This window comes from Acinetobacter sp. YH16032 (assembly GCF_013417345.1).
Classification (GTDB): Bacteria; Pseudomonadota; Gammaproteobacteria; order Pseudomonadales; family Moraxellaceae; genus Acinetobacter.
In genome coordinates, this window is the sequence record NZ_VPEE01000008.1 from 62,996 (window position 1) to 77,570 (window position 14,575).

The 14,575-nt window shown below is 37.6% G+C and carries 17 protein-coding genes; 7 read left to right on the forward strand and 10 right to left on the reverse strand.

Annotated elements, in window-relative coordinates:
* The first annotated feature begins 122 nt into the window (after positions 1–122).
* From FTV32_RS07295 to FTV32_RS07305, 3 genes are all read left to right on the forward strand, one after another.
* Positions 123–461, forward strand: coding sequence for a zinc ribbon domain-containing protein YjdM (locus FTV32_RS07295; RefSeq protein ID WP_035269853.1), 339 nt, complete (start codon positions 123–125; stop codon positions 459–461).
* A gap of 237 nt (positions 462–698) precedes the next feature.
* Entirely contained in the window at positions 699–1,163 is a 465-nt protein-coding gene (locus tag FTV32_RS07300) for a nuclear transport factor 2 family protein (RefSeq protein ID WP_092767489.1), read from the forward strand.
* A 72-nt stretch (positions 1,164–1,235) separates the two neighbouring features.
* Positions 1,236–1,640, forward strand: a complete 405-nt coding sequence (locus tag FTV32_RS07305; protein WP_035269847.1) for an NUDIX hydrolase — start codon at positions 1,236–1,238, stop codon at positions 1,638–1,640.
* A gap of 10 nt (positions 1,641–1,650) precedes the next feature.
* Here FTV32_RS07305 and FTV32_RS07310 read toward each other — a convergent pair whose 3' ends face one another.
* The 7 genes from FTV32_RS07310 to FTV32_RS07340 all read right to left on the reverse strand — a co-directional run bounded on the left by FTV32_RS07310 (position 1,651) and on the right by FTV32_RS07340 (position 8,535).
* Positions 1,651–2,601, reverse strand: a complete 951-nt coding sequence (locus FTV32_RS07310) for a tRNA-dihydrouridine synthase (RefSeq protein WP_180028303.1) — start codon at positions 2,599–2,601, stop codon at positions 1,651–1,653.
* Between the two features lie 114 nt (positions 2,602–2,715).
* Positions 2,716–5,373 carry a polymer-forming cytoskeletal protein gene (locus tag FTV32_RS07315; RefSeq protein WP_180028304.1) on the reverse strand — a complete coding sequence of 886 codons (2,658 nt, stop codon included), beginning with the start codon at positions 5,371–5,373 and terminating at the stop codon, positions 2,716–2,718.
* Between the two features lie 12 nt (positions 5,374–5,385).
* Positions 5,386–6,012 (reverse strand): PilW family protein, encoded by a 627-nt coding sequence (locus FTV32_RS07320; protein ID WP_180028305.1) that lies wholly within the window; start codon positions 6,010–6,012, stop codon positions 5,386–5,388.
* Positions 6,013–6,014: 2 nt separating this feature from the next.
* Complete coding sequence (locus FTV32_RS07325) at positions 6,015–6,440, reverse strand: type II secretion system protein J (RefSeq protein ID WP_180028306.1); 426 nt, start codon at positions 6,438–6,440, stop codon at positions 6,015–6,017.
* Entirely contained in the window at positions 6,424–6,957 is a 534-nt protein-coding gene (locus tag FTV32_RS07330) for a prepilin-type N-terminal cleavage/methylation domain-containing protein (protein WP_180028307.1), read from the reverse strand. Before FTV32_RS07330 ends, FTV32_RS07325 begins: the two co-directional genes overlap by 17 nt.
* Position 6,958: 1 nt before the next feature.
* Complete coding sequence (locus tag FTV32_RS07335; RefSeq protein ID WP_180028308.1) at positions 6,959–7,366, reverse strand: type IV pilin protein; 408 nt, start codon at positions 7,364–7,366, stop codon at positions 6,959–6,961.
* 359 nt (positions 7,367–7,725) lie between these two features.
* The gene (locus FTV32_RS07340) at positions 7,726–8,535 is read right to left on the reverse strand and encodes an inner membrane protein YpjD (protein ID WP_180028309.1); all 810 of its coding nucleotides are present in this window, start codon (positions 8,533–8,535) and stop codon (positions 7,726–7,728) included.
* Between the two features lie 143 nt (positions 8,536–8,678).
* Between FTV32_RS07340 and ffh the strand changes: the two genes are divergently transcribed.
* Both ffh and FTV32_RS07350 read left to right on the forward strand, forming a co-directional pair.
* A complete protein-coding gene (ffh, locus tag FTV32_RS07345; RefSeq protein WP_035269264.1) occupies positions 8,679–10,085 on the forward strand; it encodes a signal recognition particle protein in 1,407 nt (468 codons plus the stop codon).
* Between the two features lie 123 nt (positions 10,086–10,208).
* Positions 10,209–10,763, forward strand: coding sequence for an alpha/beta hydrolase (locus FTV32_RS07350; protein ID WP_180028310.1), 555 nt, complete (start codon positions 10,209–10,211; stop codon positions 10,761–10,763).
* A 30-nt stretch (positions 10,764–10,793) separates the two neighbouring features.
* On the opposite strand, the gene FTV32_RS07355 is transcribed toward FTV32_RS07350, so the two are convergent.
* The 3 genes from FTV32_RS07355 to FTV32_RS07365 form a co-directional block, all read right to left on the reverse strand.
* The gene (locus FTV32_RS07355) at positions 10,794–11,261 is read right to left on the reverse strand and encodes a hotdog fold domain-containing protein (RefSeq protein WP_180028311.1); all 468 of its coding nucleotides are present in this window, start codon (positions 11,259–11,261) and stop codon (positions 10,794–10,796) included.
* Between the two features lie 102 nt (positions 11,262–11,363).
* A complete protein-coding gene (locus tag FTV32_RS07360) occupies positions 11,364–12,104 on the reverse strand; it encodes a type III pantothenate kinase (RefSeq protein ID WP_035269271.1) in 741 nt (246 codons plus the stop codon).
* Positions 12,105–12,130: 26 nt separating this feature from the next.
* Positions 12,131–12,883, reverse strand: a complete 753-nt coding sequence (locus tag FTV32_RS07365; protein ID WP_092767469.1) for a biotin--[acetyl-CoA-carboxylase] ligase — start codon at positions 12,881–12,883, stop codon at positions 12,131–12,133.
* A 27-nt stretch (positions 12,884–12,910) separates the two neighbouring features.
* Here FTV32_RS07365 and FTV32_RS07370 point away from each other — a divergent pair, with 27 nt between their 5' ends.
* Both FTV32_RS07370 and FTV32_RS07375 read left to right on the forward strand, forming a co-directional pair.
* Complete coding sequence (locus tag FTV32_RS07370; RefSeq protein ID WP_180028312.1) at positions 12,911–13,711, forward strand: sulfite exporter TauE/SafE family protein; 801 nt, start codon at positions 12,911–12,913, stop codon at positions 13,709–13,711.
* Between the two features lie 162 nt (positions 13,712–13,873).
* Complete coding sequence (locus FTV32_RS07375) at positions 13,874–14,569, forward strand: GntR family transcriptional regulator (RefSeq protein WP_035269253.1); 696 nt, start codon at positions 13,874–13,876, stop codon at positions 14,567–14,569.
* The last annotated feature ends 6 nt before the right edge of the window (positions 14,570–14,575 follow it).

The following is a 14,575-nucleotide window of genomic DNA, read 5'->3' on the forward strand; positions in this document are numbered from 1 at the left end:
AAAGAACCTAAGTGATTGAACTTAGGTTTTTTTTATTTAAACCTTATAAAATTTAAGGTTTTTTTCTATTCGCTAGATGAAAGTGGTATATTGAGCAAAATTTTTTATTTTTTGGATTTTTTATGTCTTTGCCAAATTGCCCAAAATGTTCCTCTGAATATACTTATGAAGATGGGGACCTCTTGATCTGCCCAGAATGTTCACATGAATGGAAAGAAGGAGAGACACTCGAAGAAGTGGTTCAGATCAAAGATGCAAATGGCAATCTTCTTGCAGATGGCGATACCGTAACGGTTATCAAAGATTTAAAAATTAAAGGTTCATCATCCGTAATCAAAGTCGGTACTAAAGCAAAAAGTATTCGTTTGTTGCCAGATGCAACGGACGGTCATGATATTGATTGTAAAGTAGATGGTTTTGGCGCAATGAAACTTAAGTCCGAATATGTAAAGAAAGCATAAGCTTTTATAATGGCTTCAGTGAAACTGGGGCCAATTTTTTTATGTGATAATAACTCGTCGTTGGTTTTAATTTGATCATAATGATAAGTTTTAATAAATAATGGTTGTTTTTTATCAATTTAAATTGAATTTTAGATACAAATTAGAATAAAAATTTCTTTGCTTGGCACAAAATAACATTACAGTTTTTCTTTAAAAGTGTTAACTTCATCACACTAATAACAATAAGGTCACATCATGTCTATTCAGATTGAGGGTAATGTTGTTGCTGCTCATGAAGTATTAGCGCAATTAAAAGAATGGGATTCAGCATTAGTAGGTAATAATGTTGATGCGTTAATCGAACAATGTGCGCAAAATGTAAGTATGTTTGATGTCAGCACCCAACTTGAGGGAGCTGAAGCTTATCGAAAAGAATGGCAAAAATTTAGTCCCTATTTCTTCGATGGAATGCAAATCACTCGCCGTGATGTAAAAGTGCATGCGAGTGATCATTTGGTTGTATTACATTGTCACTCTAAAGTGGAACATAAAGCCTTAAAAGGTCAGTTGCAAATGCCTTGGTGTCGTACAACATTATGTCTACAAAAAACCAATGAACAATGGGTGATGGTACACCAACATATTTCTATGCCTGTAGACTTAGCAACGGGAAAGGCTATCATCTTGAAGGATAAATCAAAATTAAGGCTTGTGGTTTAGCTTATCTTGAGCATTTAGATGGGCTTAAACAGTGTTATCTTTCATGAATGAGTTAAATTCTGGAGACGTGTCATGGGATTTTATGATTTTTATCGTTTGAGTTCTCATGCGGTGATCACCAACCCAGAGGGACAAGTCTTATTACTGAAAGCAAACTATGCCAATTACAGTTGGGGGTTGCCTGGTGGTGGTTTAGATCAAGGTGAAACCATACATCAAGCATTGCTAAGAGAGTGTAAAGAAGAAATAGGTTGTGATGTAAGCATCCAGTATTTGTCTGGGGTTTACTATCACGCACATGTAAACTCACACACCTTTATCTTTAGATGCATGATTGAAAATAACGCCCAAATTCAACTCTCTGAGGAACATACGGAATATGCATGGTTTAGTCCAGAGCAACTGTCTGAGGTTCAACGCACTCGTGTTCAAGACTGTCTGAATTTTCAAGGTGAAGTTCGGAGTTATTCATTCTAGAATTTAGAAATTAGACAGTTGGCATAATGTTTTGAAAATGATTGAGCTTAGCAATGATTTCATCTACTTGTTTCAGACGTTTCACTTCATCCCATAACAGTTTTGCTTCAGGATAATGTTTAGACATCATACCTAGCCATTGCTTATAACGTCCGACCATATTCATTTCTTTTTTATAAGAACCATTTAAGAAGCGAATTTGGAGTGTAATTAAATCGCTCCATTGTAATATCGCTTCGTCTTTATTATGTCGGATGCATTGTGTGACATCGGGTGTTGTCACTGCTGCACGACCAATCATTAGATCTTCACAACCTGACTCTATTAAACACTGGCGCGCATCTTGGTTATTCCAGATTTCACCATTGGCTATCACATTAATGCTAAGCGCATGACGAATGGGTTGAAGTTGATGCCAAAAGGCGGGTGGGGTATAGCCATCTGCTTTTGTTCGTGCATGAACGGTCACCCAAGCGGCACCAGCATCTTCTATAGCATGTGCATTTTCCAGGGTGAAATTACGATCCATATAACCTAAACGCATTTTTGCTGAAACTGGTATTTCAGCAGGCACTGCATCACGTACAGCTTTAACCAGTTGATACACTGTTTCAGGTTCATCCAATAATACAGAACCACCTCGATGTCGGTTAACTGTTTTAGCTGGACAGCCAAAATTCATATCAATTGCAGGTGCACCTAACTCCACCGCTCGAACGGCATTGGCAGCCAACATGGTTGGATTATTCCCTAAAAATTGAACATGAACGGGTGTTCCTGATGCTGTTTTGCCATCGTTCAATAATTCGGGACAGTAAGAATGATAGATGTGATCTGGAAGGACAGAATCAGTGACACGGATAAACTCAGTTACACACCAGTCGAAGCTGCCGACATGTGTGAGAACATCACGCATGATGGGATCAGTTAAACCTTCCATGGGTGCTAAAACGAGTTTCACTTGGTCACCTGAATATGCGAAAAACGGTGTTATACGGTGTTTTGTATAGCTTGTCTAGTCAGAAATTTCACACAAAAAAAAGCCCAAACTTATGTTTGGGCTTTTCGCTTCCAATTATTGATATTTAGCCCATTGTAAGTCAGCGTCAGTAACTGCAATTCCAGGTTTAGTTACGACTGAGTCTTTTGAGTTGGTATATTTGCTGTCAGGAATGACTAAGTTTGTACCTGCACCGAAAGTATTCACCTGTTCTATTCCATCGATATATGGTGCTCTACCTTGTGAACTGATACTACCTACGATTGAGTTTTTATTATTAGTAATACCACATGCAGCACTGCCTTCAACGGTACTTCGAGCAAGTACATCACCGTATATTCGTGCACAGGCACCAATACGAACGATTCGGTTAGACATTAGTGCAACTAAACCTAAATCTAGTTTTTTGACTGTAACACCATCAATATCCCAAAGAGTGATTTCACCATTAGCATCTTTGTTCATATCATAGCGAAAAGTGTTTGCATCCTTACATAAATTAATTGGAGTCAAAAACTTTTGGGATATGGTTGTTGGTTGAGTCGCTGGTGGCCCACTTGTGAATTTATTACCATTAACTGATGTCAAATCTCTAGAACAAATCGTAGAAGGATTAGATTCTCTTGTCACATTGTAAGGTGAATAGATTCGCGGAGAAAACGCAATCGCATCGATATCTCCTTCAGCCAAGAATGTGTTGGTGAATGTAGTGGTCATACTGTCACCATTAATATTTGCATCACCTGAGATAATCACATTGCCATGGAAATACATGATACCTGGTGCAAACGCAGCATTATCCATTGAAGATACTTTCGTTGAGCGAATATAGAATGTTTCAGGTAAGGTAAAGTCATAGTCATTCGGGAATCCAAAGATGCTTCTTTCAGAACCATTTAGTCCTATAAAATCCATGCTTACACGTGGTAGATATCCAATAATTTCACTTTTACAGTAACCGCTATAATGATCTTTTAGAATTAATGCACTATTGGAAAGTGCTTGAGGTTCCTGAATCTCTTTACAAATTGCCCCAACATAGTGTTTACCGTTGCGGGTGTATTTACCAAGATAAAAACCTTCTTCATTCAATAAAGTTGCATCTCCATCACTGATATTTTCTGATGCTTTAACAAACTGTTTCCAGCGGCCATCTGTATCAATTTTATGTACATATATTTCACCAGTGGATTCATTTTTTAACTGGTTTAAATAAATCCGCGCAACACCGTAGGTGCGAGTGAAAATGTAATTTGCGTAAGGTTTATATTTGGTTACATCAATACGCGTCACAAATTTCATGTTTTTCCCAATGTCAGATGTAAACTGAGAACGAAATTCTGTAGGATTAAAAGGACTGTTCACTGTGAAATTAAGTTCAGGGATGGACGCTAAATTTTGTTTCTCCTTGATTCTACCTTTAATAGTATTGGTGAAAAGAGATTTAACTTCCCCTGTAAGCGTTACAGATCCTTTAACATCCTCACCTATCAAGCTATCAAGCAGTCTGAGATGACCATCAGCATAAACATTACCTCCAACCCAACTTGTGCTTAAACGAACTGCGGCGTTGTAAATACCTATGCCAGTTTTAGATTTGTTTTTTGCATAAATAGAACCGAAGACTTTTGAATTGGTATCCAAGTCGACGTATTCATAAGCATATGCACTGCCAGTAATTGTACTGCTGGAAAGATTGATACTTTTCCCAGATTTCACATCGCCATTTATGTTACTCAAAATTGAAGCGGTGACAGCGCCTAAAGTTTCAATTGAACCAACTTTTACATTGGTGTAAATTATCACATCACCATTTGTCTTGATATCGCCTGAGAAAGACCCTTCACTTAATGTAACTTTACCATTAGTCTTAATTAATCCAGCACTCGAGTTTAATGCCAGATGTACGTTTCCTAAAGCTTCAATGGAGTCAGCTTTTACACCAGTTTGTAATTTGACCCATTCTAGAGCCTTGATTGATCCAAAATCACCTGGGTGAATAATATGCACATAACCTTCGGCATTGATATTAATTTTAGTGTTTCCACATTTGGTAAAGGAACAATCAATAATGACATCACCACCTTTACCATCACGTTTTTTAACATTAATTGTAAGTTCAGAAATATTATTCGTTTTGAAACCTGCCTGGATTGATGCATGACCACCATCTACATTCAATACAGCTTCAGTTCCTGGGTTCTCTGCTGATAAAGTCGTACCCGATAGAAATGTATTACCACCATAGTTAAGTGATGGCTTACTATCTTTAATACTTGCTTGACCTGCTTTTAAATCATATACAGCTTGAATGCTTGTCGCAGCTCTAGATTCAGCGCTGCTTGAGCTAATTTCGGCAGAAATAACGCAGGGAGTACCTTCGACGTTATCGATTTTAATAGTTGCTCCAGTACAACCTGTAACTTTAATTATTTTTGCACTAATTAATCTGCCAGTTGTTACATCATTAAGCAATGATATAGTTTTACCTTCCAAAAGGCTTAACTCAGTGACCTTCTTTTCCTTATAAGCATTCATTAAATAAGTACGTAATGCACTTACACCAGACCACCCCATGAGTTGCACGTTGGTTTGAGCATGAGCTGCGACGTTTGCTTCTTTATTTGAAAGAAGTGTTCGAGCTACAGTAGAAGTAATAACCATTACTGTAAGGCCGATCAGCAAGACCAATAGAATAGTGGCCATGCCTTGCTGTTTATTTAAGCTATTCATTTTGATCTCACTTTAAGATTTAATAATATTGTTCAGGCAGACTGTATTTCTGATACTTCCACCTGTGCCTGTCATGTGTTCACGTTGAGCTGTTATTGTTAACTTTTTTAATCCATTAGAATTATTTTTATCAATTCCGTAAGGGGTGCATTTACCCGCGTTCAATGCATAACTGAAGATAGGACTGGAGGATGAACTGCGAAAAGCGACGATAACTTGATCCTCTAGCCAATTTGCGTCCGTTAAATCTGTGTCAGAACCACAGTTTCTTTTTAAAAGAACTAGTCGGTGAAGTTTTGAGTTGCCATCATCGGAAATTTTTTCTGCTAAACCTTGGCACTGATAAGTGGTTGGCGTAGTTCCAATATTTGGAATGAAGCGCCAAAAAATGGCTGGGTTGCTATAAAAAGTACCTGAAACAATATCGTTACTGTTACCTGTGCCATAACCCGCATTCTGAATCAATTTTTGCGCGACCAGTAAGCCTGTTCTGATTTGAGCATCGTATTCAGAATCTTGAGAGGAGTTGATACCAATCTGAGTTGTTTGTTTAAAGAGCATCAACATCATGATCATACAAAGTAAGGCGATCACGAGTCCGACCATTAACTCAATGAGGGTAAATCCTTTTTGTGACATGATTATCTCCCTACGCGATAGCAGGATGCGCCTAGAACACCCTGAGCACATTGTTGAGCTACAATTTTACTTTCTGAACTTGCTGCTATTACTGGCCAACTCATTTGACTAGAGTTTGAAGATCCTTTAAGTGCTTCAATTTCAGTGCTAAATAATGCACACGCAACAAAATAAGTGGTCTCATTAATTACAATATTCGTTTTAAAAATATCTGCATCACAAATCGTTGCTGTTGTGGCTGTTTGTTCCGCAATTTGTAATTTATTTTGCAATTCATTGATCAGAATATTGTCGATATTCATATTGCGTTGAGTGTTCAACATTTTACTAATCGCTAAGCCACTGCCAAAAACAATGATTGAAAAAATAAGTAGACCAACTAGAGATTCGAGTAGTGTGAAACCCTGCTGATTAATTGATTTGAACATCAGCGATCTCCTTATTTTTTTTGATAGTTATTTTAATATCTGAAAAATTTGAACAAACTTGGCTTGAGTAGCTTGAATTCACCAAGATACCAGCGGAGTTAAACGCCAAGCAGTTAAAATCAACACTGTTTACTGTTAAATTGACATTTTTATCGAGTGGGATGCTTTGTAAAATAAAGTTACCATCTGTGGCATTGGTTGCACTGGGAGTACAACCATCTGTTGAAAATTGGGCAGCACGAACAACGAGAATATTTTGGTTCGTTCGATCAAAACATACACTGGCAGCGGCAAAAGTAGATGGTTGATTATTCGTATTTCTTAATGCAGCAGCACGAGCTTGAAATGTGGCATTTTTTAGTGCGGAAATAGTATTATCAACATGTCCTTGATCTATCCAAGCACGTGTTAATGAAGTTCCCATAAAAAGTAGAATAGCTATCACTACAATGGTGATCATTAATTCAACTAATGTAAAACCTAATTGATGATAAGTTCTATGGGAAATTTTTTTCATATTAATTTCCCCACTTTGTAACTGAACCACAATTAGTTGGTGGTAAAGGTCCTGTGTTTTTCAAAATTAATATACATCCTGAAACTTTTGACTGTTTACCAATAGCTTTTACCTGATATGAGTTAGGTCCTAATTTTTCATATTCAAAATCGAAAGCGGTGGTACTTGGTTTCCATGATGAAAATGCAGTGTTTATTTGATTTGAACCGATTGAGTTGGGATAATTTAAAGTTCGCTGATATGAGTTTTCAATTGCTAATGAAAGCGCAATTAAATTCGACTGAGCTTCTTTGATTTTTGCTTTGGTGACATAGTTTTGATAACTAGGTACTGCAATTGCAGCCAAGATTGCAACAATAATGATGACGATCATTAATTCGATTAAGGTAAAACCTTTTTGCAATTTCATACACACCCCAAAATAATCACCAAAAATATCCATTTACTAACTGTAACATTAGCTACTAACCTAAATAATAACAACTTATAGGAGATTAATGGGGGGTATTAAGCGATGAACAGATTATTAATATTAATTAATTAAATAATTCAAATAATATTAACTATTGTTTATTAAATTATCATAAGGGGTTGTTCTAATTTTTGGTTTTTAAGTAATTGATTTTAAATACTATTTTTAATATAAGAATTTATTTATACTTAAATTTATTTCCCTATATTTTAAATATAGTTAAATTATATAAAATTTAATATAATGTGATATTTATTTGATTATTATTATATATTGTGATTTATGTCACATAATGGTTATTTTCCTAGAATCATTTCTAATACAAATTTTGATCCAATAAAGCCTATTGCAAGTAAAATAAAACCAATAATGGTAAAGCGTCTCGCTTTTTGACCGCGCCAACCAAAACGATAATGTCCAAATAAAAGTGCACCGTAAACAAACCAAGAAACAATACTAAACGCTGTTTTATGTGCCAAATGCTGTGCAAAAAAATCATCAATCGTAAAAAAGCCGAAGATAAGTGCAGTACTTAATAAAATGAAACCTGTAACAAGCATATCGAATAACAGAGATTCCATTGCTTGATAGGAGGGTAATAGATTTACCCAAACACGATGTTTCTGTTTGTTTTTTAACTCACGATCTTGTAACCACAACAAAACTGCGTGAATTGTTGCCATTAATAGCACTGCATAAGCTGAGAGTGACAAAATAATATGGACATCAAGTCCAAGTGTGTTCTGTTTAAGTGTAAGTATAGGCTGGCTCAAGGAATAGCCTAAAATTAAACCCAATGCAGCTACTGGTATTCCAATCAGATTTAGCGCAAGTACAGGTCGATAAGTGCTATAAAGCAGGCTCAATAACAACATGAGTGCTGAAGTAAATGAAAGGAGATTAAAAACATTATAGTTAATGCCGAAAGGCGTTTTCATATCTATCAATAAGACGACAGCATGCAAGATCAAGCCTAATCCAGCTACGAGACTGATAAGCCAATGATTAGGGACACGTTTAGTCATTAAATGGGTAAGCAAATACCAAAAGGCAGTGGTATAGGCGATCAATGCTAAAATTGTGTAAACCAAAGAGAGGCTAATCATGTCAAACCTTTTTATGGATGCTGAATATTCATCTAATAAGATATAAATTCCAAACGAACTACAGTATCCTATAGCATCTTATGCATAAATTTTCTATTTTAAGAAAGATTTTTTTGCAACAACCATTTTAAGCGGATTTTGCAATGTTTGATACCTTAACAGAACGACTCACGCAGAGTTTAAGAAATGTTACTGGCTCTGGGCAACTGACCGAAGACAATATTAAAGATACGTTACGTGAAGTGCGTATGGCACTTCTTGAAGCCGATGTTGCACTTCCTGTAACTCGTGAATTTATCGCGAAAGTTAAGGAAGAGGCATTAGGTCAAGAGGTGATGTCACAGTTATCTCCAGGCCAAGCATTCGTCAAAATTGTTCATGATGAACTCACCAAAATGATGGGTGAGGCAAATGAAAGTCTTGATCTTGCTGCAAAGCCTCCCGTTGTTGTTTTATTGGCTGGTTTACAAGGTGCAGGTAAAACGACGACTGCTGCAAAATTAGCTCGTTTTTTACAAGAGCGACAAAAGAAAAAAGTCGCAATGGTTTCTGCCGACGTCTATCGTCCTGCAGCGATTAAGCAACTCCAAACTGTAGCAGGTGAAGTCGGCGCGATTTTCTTTGAATCAAGTGCTGATGAAAAACCAATTACGATTGCAAACCGAGCAATTGAACAAGCTAAAATTCAATTTGCGGATGTATTGATTGTCGATACTGCAGGTCGTTTACATATCGATGACGATATGATGGGCGAAATTAAAGAATTGCATGCAGCGATTAATCCTACAGAAACACTGTTCGTTGTAGATGCAATGACCGGTCAGGATGCTGCAAATACAGCAAAAGCATTCAATGATGCATTGCCTTTAACCGGTGTGATTCTTACAAAAACTGATGGTGATGCGCGTGGTGGTGCGGCACTTTCTGTTCGTGCAATTACTGGTAAGCCTATTAAATTCTTGGGGATGGGGGAGAAACTCGATGCCCTTGAACCATTCCATCCTGAGCGTGTAGCACAACGTATCTTAGGTATGGGTGATGTGCTTTCTTTGGTCGAAGAGCTTGAACGTAAAGTCGACAAAGAAAAAGCTGAAAAAATGGCGAAAAAACTGCAAAAAGGCGGCAGCTTCAACTTTGAAGATATGCTGATGCAGTTTGAACAAATGAATAAAATGGGCGGTATGATGGGCTTCTTAGACAAGTTGCCTGGCATGAGTAACTCAGGAATTCAGGATGCGATTGCTCAAGCAAATCCTGAAAAGCAAGTGAAGAAAATGGAAGCGATTATTCAATCGATGACCATCAAAGAGCGTCGCAATCCTGACTTGATGAATCCAAGCCGTAAAAAACGTATCGCAGCAGGTTGTGGTATGGATGTTGCTGAAGTCAATAAGCTGATCAAACAACATGCCCAAATGGCAAAAATGATGAAAAAATTTGCGAATCCATCGGGTATGGCGAAAATGATGAAATCATTAAGCGGTATGCAAAAGAAATTTGGTGGCGGCGGTGGCGTTGGTCCGTTATTCGGTGGAAAAGATCCAAAATAATTCCCAAAAATTAAAAAGGCGCTGTGGCGCCTTTTTTCATGCTACATAATTTTGCAAACTTACTATTTAGTTTAAAAAATAATCAATTCATGATGTTGAGAATACAGTCAAGAGTGCAAGAAAATGACACAGGTTTATGTTGTGCATGGATATACGGCAAGCCCTGAAGAAAATTGGTTTCCATGGATACAACAACAAGCTGATCAGTATGGTATTCCATTAAAAGTATTGAGATTAGATCCTTCTGAGACGCCACTATTAGGAACGTGGCAACAACAAATGAAAGAGCAAATAGCTCAAATTGATGATCAAACAATTTTTGTTGCTCACAGTCTCGGGTGTATTGCAACTTTACATTACTTAAGCCAAGTGCTTTTAAACCAAAAAATCAAAAAATTAATTCTAGTTGCTGGTTTCAATGGACGTTTAGGGCGGCTTGAGCAAGTCAATCCATTTATTGATGCTGCTGATATAGATTTTGAACTCATTCGTGACCAAGTTCATGATCGCGTGGTCATTTATTCTGAAGGTGATGAGCGCGTTCTGCCTAAATTTAGTTTCCAGCAAGCTGAAAGTATTGATGCACATGTCGTTGCTGCTGAACATCAAGGCCATTTTATTGATTCAGAAGGTTGTACGGCATTGCCTGAGGTCTGGGCTGAGATTATTCGAGATTAATTCAGAAGCTATAGGCTCTCACTGACGTGTTTAACGTGATGTCACCCACATATTGATTTCTGCTCTAAAGACAAGCGCTTGGTTTTGATCATGGACTTCGACACACGCTACAAATCTATTTGGTATGGATTGCCCCGCTTGAATTGGCGTCAGAGGATAAGCAACTGCTGTTAAATCGGTCGTTGCTTTTTTAATATAGTTGACTTGCATACCGTCGGGTATCCATCGATGACTTGGTGGAAGAGTGACTTCTGTCATTGGACCACCAGTAAGCTCTGCCAAATTACACAATGCGATCGCATGTACAGTATCGAGGTGATTTAAACCCCTTTTTTCTTTAGACATCTGGACCTGACAAAAATCTGGTCTCAATTCAATAATTTTCGTGCGAATCGACTTGAAATAAGGTGTTTTGAGTTGGATCACTTGATTGAAAAGTATTTTCCCAAAGGGCAGTTTCTTCGCGATATTCCAAACGTTTAACGTCCTGTTATTCATGTTGTTCAGCCTGTTTTTTTGTATTTTGGATGTGTGTACTGACACTGAGTGAATAATTTTTTGTTTTAAGAGACACTCAGTTCAGCAGACCTGATGACTAAGTTATGTTTTTTGTTGCGTGACAGCAAGATAGCGTTGTAAGCCTTTTAATAATAAATCGGTTTCAATTTTCGGGTCATAAGATTGTAAATATTGAGCAAAAAGTGCTGCATCTCCACCTGTAAGGATTAATTTTCTTGGAGATGTTGTTAAAACTTTTTCGATCATACTGACCAATCCCAATAAAATACCATGATGAACAGCATCCATTGTATTTTGCCCAGGACTTAACTCATCAAATGCAGCATCAGGGATTTTGATCCCTTTGGTATTTTGAATAAGTGAGTCTCGTTGTAGATAGAGATTAGGTACGATATATCCCCCTAAATGTGTAAATCCATCTGCTAAATCAATTGTTAAGGCCGTTCCACAACTGATCACGCAATATTTCTCTTGAGGATCGGTGACGACCGCTAGAACTTGTAGCCAACGATCGATACCCAATTGATTCGGTTCTGTATATCCACATTGGAGTCCTGCATATTCTTGATGAACTTTAGCAACGACAATTGGGATATCCAGCAGTTTTAAAATTTTGAGTATACGATCGTTATTTTTCTTGTCTTGAACAGATGAGATACCGACTTCTGATAGGTTTTGAGATTTAAAGTGTTGGATGAGACCCAACATTAAGTCCGCAGGAGATTGTAGATGAAGCTCCGCCACATGCTCCAAGATTTGCTCACCTTCCGTGATCCAATATTTTAAACGCGTATTGCCTATATCTAACCAAAGACGTTTCATCATGTATTCGCTGACCTATCTTTTCTTTATTTTTTTAAGCGTAAACGCCCTTGATACAAACCGATTAAACCTTGTTCAGTCAAAATATTAATTCGACCATCATCTCCAATACCTTTAAAGATACCTTGTACTGTTTTATTCACTTGCTCAAACTCTACAGTCTGATTCATAAAAGCAGCATAGTGATTGAAACGTCCCGAGAGGTTATAACTTCCATGCTCAAACCATTGTCCAGCTTGCATGATGGCAAGATAAAGCTCTGAAATAATCTTAATTCGATTTGGATGAGCTAAACCCAATTGCATGATTGATGTGGTTTGCTGTTCGATTGCTGCATCAGAAACAGGCAATAAATTAATACCAACACCAACAATCGCCTGATGTGGGGTTACAGGCTCTACCAAAATGCCACCCCATTTGCCTTGCGCACTATAAAGGTCATTTGGCCATTTGATTTGTAAATGATCCAATGACTTAAATGAAGGAATTTGCAAAATATTGAGTGCAATCTCAAGGGATAGTCGACCATCTAAGGGTGTTTTGGTTTCTAGCAATGTGCTTAAATAAATATTCCCGACTGGGGAAACCCATTGTCGTTGATGTTGTCCACGTCCCTGAGTTTGAGTCTCACTGCATACAAGAATACCCTGTACACCTTTTTTGATGAGTGCGCGTACTTCATCATTGGTTGAAGTGGTGCTCTGTTTTAACAGTAAAACTTCTGGAAGTTGTTGAGCTTCAGTTAAAAGCTGACTGAGGTGGCGAGTCTCTAAATCCATGTTGAATCTGAGAAGAGTAAAAGATTTATGGAGTTAATCATATATTTAGCTATTGGTGCAATCGCTGGTTTTACTGCAGGGTTGTTTGGCGTGGGCGGTGGATTAATCATCGTACCCATTTTATTTATTGTATTTACCCAAATGGGTTATGACCCAACTGTCATTATGCACATGGCGCTTGGAACATCGTTAGCTACGATTGTGGTCACATCGATTAGCTCGGTTATGGCCCATCATAAAAAAGGTGCAGTGCTATGGCCAGTATTTAAAAATTTAGCGCCAGGTTTGGTATTGGGTTCATTTTTTGGTGCTGGATTGGCCAGTATTATCTCTGGACCAATGCTGCAATTGATTATCGGTTGTTTCGCAATTTGGGTCGCATACCGTATGTTCAGTGGAGCTAATGTGGTGGTCGATCAATCAAAGCAACTACCTTCTGTACCTGCTCAATTGGCGGCGGGAAGTGGAATTGGTGTGGCTTCAGCAATTTTTGGGATCGGTGGAGGAAGTTTAACCGTACCTTATTTAAATCATCATGGGGTGGTGATGCAAAAAGCTGTTGCAACATCTGCTGCATGTGGACTGCCGATTGCTTTAGCAGGTGCATTTGGATTTATGTTCTACGGACAAAAAGCACCTGCTGAAATCGAAAATGCCATTGGATATGTTCATGTTTATGCATTCATTGGCATTAGTGTAATGAGTTTTATCACCGCAAAAGTAGGAGCAAAAGTTGCACATAAACTGTCAGCAGCGATGTTGAAAAAATGTTTTGCAGCTTTGCTTACAACTGTAGGGATTTATTTTATTTATCAAGGCGTATTTTGAGAAAAATATGCCAAATCATTCTCGAAAATAATGATGTGTATTGACTTAAAAATTTGATAAATTGTCAGACAAAGACATAGCCAGTATGATGCTATTGGTATAAAAACAATAATATAGCATCATGCTTGATGAAGTATGAGAAAAAAAATAAATAGGAATATTATGCAATTGGAAGAAGTGGACAGCCTTTCAGAGCAAATAGCCAGACATATAAGTGAACAGATTATTAGTGGCGAATTGGTCGAAGGTGAACGTATACAAGAATTGCGTATCGCTAAAGAATTAGACGTGAGTCGAGGTTCGGTACGTGAAGCTTTATTATTACTTGAACGCACGCATTTAATTGAAATTTATCCAAGACGCGGCGCAATTGTGTCAGAAATGTCTGCCCAACAAGTGCGAGCTTTATTTGATACGAGTGCACTTATGTTAGGGCAGATCGTCCAGCGTATGAGTGAAACTTGGCGTAATCATGAAGCTGAGGCGCTTCAGCAACTTTTGCAATATTTAATTGAACAAGTTAAACAAAGTAATACTGAAAAATTTTACGATGGTGTATTTCAATTTTTAGCTAAGCAACAAGATATGGTAGCCAACCCATACTTAATGAAGTTTTATCGCGAACTGTTGCCATCTATACGTCGTAGTTATTTTTTAACCTTAAATACTTCGCGTAGAGAGCTCCAAGAAGCACTTGAATTAATTAAGCTCGTGATCGATGCAATTTTGATCCGAAAATCACAACAAGCTACTTTATTTATGGAAGATTTTTGCCGACACTTGCGCAATCTAGTGTTAGAGTCACTGACACGAATGAAACAAATTGAACTAGCTTGGGCGCGGAGATCGCGCAGATAATCAGGA